The sequence below is a fragment of the Acidithiobacillus albertensis genome, assembly GCF_001931655.1.
GTDB classification, from domain to species: domain Bacteria; phylum Pseudomonadota; class Gammaproteobacteria; order Acidithiobacillales; family Acidithiobacillaceae; genus Acidithiobacillus; species Acidithiobacillus thiooxidans.
This window is the reverse complement of the sequence record NZ_MOAD01000001.1, coordinates 1,649,732-1,655,023: the sequence shown is the minus strand read 5'-3', so window position 1 is coordinate 1,655,023 and position 5,292 is coordinate 1,649,732. Positions and strand designations below refer to the sequence as shown.

Annotated in this window: 5 protein-coding genes; 1 reads left to right on the top strand and 4 read right to left on the bottom strand. The window is 43.5% G+C overall.

What is annotated here, in order from left to right; translation table 11 throughout:
* The coding region (locus BLW97_RS19070; RefSeq protein ID WP_143214904.1) for a transposase at positions 1-134 on the top strand (134 nt) is incomplete at its 5' end.
* Here BLW97_RS19070 and mdoH read toward each other — a convergent pair.
* Genes mdoH through BLW97_RS08560 form a run of 4 tightly spaced genes read right to left on the bottom strand, consistent with a single transcriptional unit; the run spans position 92 to position 4,207 of the window.
* On the bottom strand, positions 92-1,780 hold the full coding sequence (gene mdoH / locus BLW97_RS08575; protein ID WP_075322943.1) for a glucans biosynthesis glucosyltransferase MdoH: 1,689 nt from the start codon (positions 1,778-1,780) through the stop codon (positions 92-94). The two genes, BLW97_RS19070 and mdoH, sit on opposite strands and share 43 nt — an antisense overlap.
* A complete protein-coding gene (locus BLW97_RS08570) occupies positions 1,767-2,027 on the bottom strand; it encodes a hypothetical protein (protein WP_031573934.1) in 261 nt (86 codons plus the stop codon). The genes mdoH and BLW97_RS08570 overlap by 14 nt, the downstream gene beginning before the upstream one ends.
* A 3-nt stretch (positions 2,028-2,030) precedes the next feature.
* A complete protein-coding gene (locus BLW97_RS08565; RefSeq protein ID WP_158025154.1) occupies positions 2,031-3,203 on the bottom strand; it encodes a polysaccharide biosynthesis/export family protein in 1,173 nt (390 codons plus the stop codon).
* Positions 3,158-4,207 carry a KpsE/RkpR family capsule polysaccharide export protein gene (locus BLW97_RS08560; protein ID WP_031573928.1) on the bottom strand — a complete coding sequence of 350 codons (1,050 nt, stop codon included), beginning with the start codon at positions 4,205-4,207 and terminating at the stop codon, positions 3,158-3,160. The genes BLW97_RS08565 and BLW97_RS08560 overlap by 46 nt, the downstream gene beginning before the upstream one ends.
* Positions 4,208-5,292: the final 1,085 nt, after the last annotated feature.

Here is a 5,292-nt window from a genome sequence, read left to right as displayed (position 1 = left end):
ATGGAATTCTGGAAGGTTTCAACAGCCTCATTCAATCCGCCAAGGCCAAGGCTCGGGGTTACCGCACGCACAAGAACTTTATCAACATGGCCTACCTGATCCTGGGCAAGCTGGATCTCAGGCTACCCACTTGAAATGACGAGGAACCACCGAGAATATATTGGACTGCAGCAGTATCCATGGAGAAGACATAATCAATAACCAGCACTGACAGCACCACACCTAAAATACTGACCCAGCCAAACTGCGCAGCTGATTCACTCCATGTGAGATGTCGGTCATCGCGAACCTGTTCTCCCCAGTGCAGTTTTTTTCCACGAGCCCAATACAAAATTATGAGGGTAAATTGAGCCATATAGATCGGCGCCATCATGATGCTCAGAATGAAGTAAAGAAGATAGGACCAAATCATCTTTACGATACCGCCGAAAAGATGTGCTGTACCATTCTTGACGTTGTATAATATGGGAAGCAACATTTTCATGAAAATTGAAAATGCCAAGAATCCCAAAGAGAAAAGAAAAAAAATACGGTATTTGTACATCACAAGGACACTGATCATTGGATGCTTAAAAATATAGATCAAACCGAATAATGCCATTGAGAAGAAAATCCATCCAAGAATTGGATTTACGTAGTTAATAGCACTGGTAAAAAGTCTTGCCTTATACAGCGTATTGATACGCGTAGACATAAAGAATCGAAAGTACAACATACTTCCGTACATCCAGCGAGTTTCACGTTTCATATCATCAATCAGGTTTGTCGGCAGCTCCTCGTAGCCCTCAATCTGCGGTAGTGACCATATTTCATAACCAGAACCAGCCATCAGTGCCGCTTCTATATAATCGTGTGAAATAGGTTTTCCACTAGCGAATGGCCCTTTGGCACGCAAGGATGGAAGCATGCAGTTGTCCATAAAAGCTTTTGTGCGGATAATGGCATTATGACCATAATAATAGCCATGCCCCATGTAAAAATAGTTTTGTCCATAAAATCCTATTTTTAGTGTCAACGCCGAGATGAATCGACTAATCCTGGCGTGCAATGTTTTACGTAGAACCATTGAAAGATAGCATTGAACAATACCAATTCTTGGATTCCCGTCCATGATTCGAGTAAGTTTAACCAACGATTCACCGGGCATAATACTATCAGCATCTAGCATTATCATGTAATTATAATTATGACCCCATCTCCGGCAAAAGTCAGTCACATTACCAGACTTTGAATTACTATTCACACGGCGATGGCGGTATACAAATCGTCCCCCTGGATATTTTTCGATAAGTTTATGAACAACCCACTCTTCTTGAATAAAGCTTTCAACTTTTTTACTATCGGACAATATGAAGAAATCAAATCGTGATGACTCTTCAGGAAATTGAGCGCACAAATCCGTCCAGCTGGCTGCAATTGCCGCCCCGACTCGCCTAGGATCTTCGTTATAAATAGGACATATAATTGCTACGTGAGTGCTCGGATTAATGATTTTTACCGCACTATGTAACGGATGATAAGGATCTTTATCGATGCCCCGTAGAGACACAACAAAACCGAAAAACATGCCAACGAAATAGGTCATACCCAGATAACCAAGACTGAAATAAGCCAGCAGAAATGGTCCATATATCCATGGTGAGAAGTGGTACATGAGCATGAACAGATAAGTAATATAAGTCATAATTGAAATCAGGGCGAAAGACAACAACCGACTGATTGTTACCCGTTTTTTTGATGCCCGTTCCCATTCTGGATGATTACTTTCAGGATAGTGCATGACGCAACACCATGTGTGCTATTGAGTCTCTGGGAAATGGCGTACTGATTAGCAGATTATGGTGGGCCGTCTTCTGGACTATTATTTCGATGGAACAACTCGCAGTTGCAAATTCATCGATTATATTGTACAAATCTGACCATGATTTTATTTTTCCGGCGATGAACCATAGCGTCTCATTATCAGACACACCAGGTATTCTCATCTGTTGCAGATAATTTGCTTTTTCTTCCTGTGTCATTTTCATAAATTATAACCCCTTCGCTATGCCAATAGGATAAGCAGCACTGAACAAAATAGAAGTAATCTGTTGGAGACGAACGCTAGGCGCATTAGCTACATAAATGACGCTTCCGTTTTGGATGGGAAACTGTTGTGCTGCCCGCAGACCCGATACATGATCCCAGGCGAATCGGTAGATTACTTTGTGAGACGGCGAGAGCACATAAACAGAGCGGCCTTGAGCCGTAGGGCCAATACCGCCCGCTTTGGCCAGAGTTTGTGCCAAGGTGGGTGTGAAGCCAAAGGAAAGTAGACCACTCTGAGTGAGACCCGGTCCAAGGCAGTTCGCCCGTACCAGTGTGCGATGTGTCAGTATCACCCGATCCCCAGGGGCGAGCGGCACGTGGTGCATCAGCGAGGCTCTTATGGAAAGTGTGTGGGGCTCCCCATTTTGCACTACAACAACTTCGTTAGCCTGCAAACTATGACCATAATTCCGTCCGGTGCTTCTGTATCCACCTGCGCGGGTGATAGCTTCTGCCAATGTAATTCCAGCATTCTGCCAATTCAGAATAGTTGGTTTTGCGGCTGAACCTGTCACGACGACATGCTGACCACGATTTTTTATCATATGCACACGTATTTCTGGTGACTGAAAACGGCGTAACCGTTCCACCAGATAATCCAAACGGTTATCCGCATCAGTAGTCGACAAGCCCCCGATTTCTGCCTCGCCGATATAAGGTAGGTTCACGAACCCGGTCTCATTAAGCGTGTACTGTCCCATATCTTCTTTACGTGGATTATGGTCACTTCCACCGCCTGAACCCAATCCTGTTTGAACGGGCATAGTCCAAAACGTGACACGCACTACATCGCCCGGCATAAGCCGTACCGCCACAGTTTCTAATCTCTTTTTTAGGGGATCTATTTCACGGATGGCCTTCAATTTTCTGTCTTCCAACTCTTTTCGCCAGAGTGTACGGGCGAACTTCGGGCTGACTGTGATTAGACGTACATTGGTATGTTTGGTCTGCGCGTGTATCTGGCTATCTGATGGACCTCCACTAGGGAGGTAGGCACAGCCGCTGAGCGCAGAAACAGCTACCAGAATGGCTGAGGCCGGCTTTTTAGTGGATTCCAACAGGTCCTTAATCATTTGATCACCAGGAAAAGAATAGAGGTAATAAGCAAAGTCCACCCGATCCATTCAATGCGATGAGGTAAGGTGGGATCCGGTGGCAAGGAAGGGCCGCTAATGTTTTCGATGTAATACTGGTGCTGAATAGCTGATTGTTGTGCTACCGCCAGCTGGCTGTATGCAGCCTTGACCAAATTTTCTGCTACTTGTACTGCGTTTTGTTTGTAAGTATAGGTGCCGTATCCTTTCGTCAGACCAGACACTCCATCAGTTGAAGCTTGAATATGGCTAATCTCTGACTGAATAGCCTCAGCGCTCGCCTGTAGGTTAACAATCTGATGGCTGCGTGGGGCTGCCCCTTCGATTACCTGCATGCGCGCCAGAATGATAGCTTTTTTGACCATCAAGCTATTCAATAAAGACATTTTTGACGTGTAGGCAATGTCTGGGCTTACGATGTGGTGCTGTACCTGATAACCAGATAGAGCGTCGATAGTCTGATGAAGGCGGTGTTTTGCGGCCTCTACAACTTTTTCATCAAAAGCTTCCGCTTTATGAAGCGCTTGCGTATTGAGCGCATTAATGGCCGACTGCCCTGCCTGCAAAACTGAACGATTTAATCTGTAGGACCCTTCTGGCGAGTAACTTATTGTAGATAACTCCATAATACCGCTCTTTTTATCAATTGTTATTCGTACCTGATGCCTATAATACTTCCAGAGGACAGTCTGTTTTGTAGAGAAGCCGTTCATTAAACCACCAAATCTTGATACAAAATCGCCATGTGAGAAAATATCTGCAAGATGCTTTTCATTTTGCGCCTGAAATCCCGTCCAGGAATGAATGTAGTGACTCAGGATGTAGTCGCCCTCGAGAGACTCACTGCCTGACTGTGACAATTGCAATGTCATGGTAGCCCTGTGCTGATGAGGCTGGTACACCACAATAGATGAACGGCTGACATACTCCGGCGCCGCAATTCCTGCAAAATATACTATCGAAAAAACATTTGGTACTGCGACTATCCAGAAAAATAATGGTCTTTTATAAAACGGCTTTTTCATTTTTAAGAGTATCCTTTGAGCTTTAAATTATGTGTCTGATCAAAGGAAATCATGGGTTTATCCATCTCATATATTGCATTTCCGTTTCCCATGGTGCGCCCCTGTAATGTGTTTATGCTTATTACTCCGTGACTATAATAAGCAAACGTCGCATACTTACAATCTTGGTAAGATGTGAAACAACGCCTAATTTCAAGTGCCGCTTGCCTTAGATTGCATCCGTCGGCTGGCCGTTTTTTTGCTGCTCTGTTTTTAGCGCGCAAAAATGTTGCGTCAAGGTTTCCTGTTAATATTTGTCGCTCAGCAAGTTATGTGCCACTTGTTGCAATGGCTTAGTTTGACAGCCTTTTCCAGAATGATTGCTCATTTTCTCAAGAGGTAGTGGAGGAAATATCCGGTCAATTTGTAACTAAATTTATACATAATACCTAGTTAAGTTAATTCACCATGAAAATAGCAGTTAAGTTTCATGTAGATATAATGCCAGAGAGATTTTTGCTTAATTTGTAATTAAACCCACACAAGGCGCCTGATTAAATCGGCTCGCCGCAAAATAAACAATTATTTATCATACAGGTACAATCTCAGAGGAATCTTTCGATTAATTTGTAAGGAAACTCATACACGAACTCTAATTTAATTGACTTAATACAATAATTATGGTTATTAATCATGCAGATACAACGTAATTTATGGCTGATCAGTATTGTGTCTCTGGTTTTTCTGGTGTGTTGAATAGTCCTTCTGGATGTGGACCGAGCAGACCATAAGAAATGCACTTGGAAATGCGAAGGAATATCGGCGGACTGCGGAAATGTGGCGCAACTTACTGGATTATATTTGGTATTTCGATATGCCCTACATCAGATAACTTTTATTTCATCGAGATAATCGGTCTTGGATTGTGCCACGGCGATCATAACGTACAAAAAAATGACGTGAGAAAATAATGGCATGACTCATGAAACAGCCTAATGGGGCCCAAATAGGGGCGTCCCTTCATCTGCCCGAGTCACATATGTGCCCTACCGCACAGACGACTCACCATAAACTTCATATGATTGATCATTAGTTGGCCTATCACC

Coding starts and splice junctions, on each gene's coding strand:
- mdoH (WP_075322943.1), bottom strand. CDS start 1,780: ATGCACTATCCTGAAAGTAATCATCCAGAATGGGAACGGGCATCAAAA.
- BLW97_RS08570 (WP_031573934.1), bottom strand. CDS start 2,027: ATGAAAATGACACAGGAAGAAAAAGCAAATTATCTGCAACAGATGAGA.
- BLW97_RS08560 (WP_031573928.1), bottom strand. CDS start 4,207: ATGAAAAAGCCGTTTTATAAAAGACCATTATTTTTCTGGATAGTCGCA.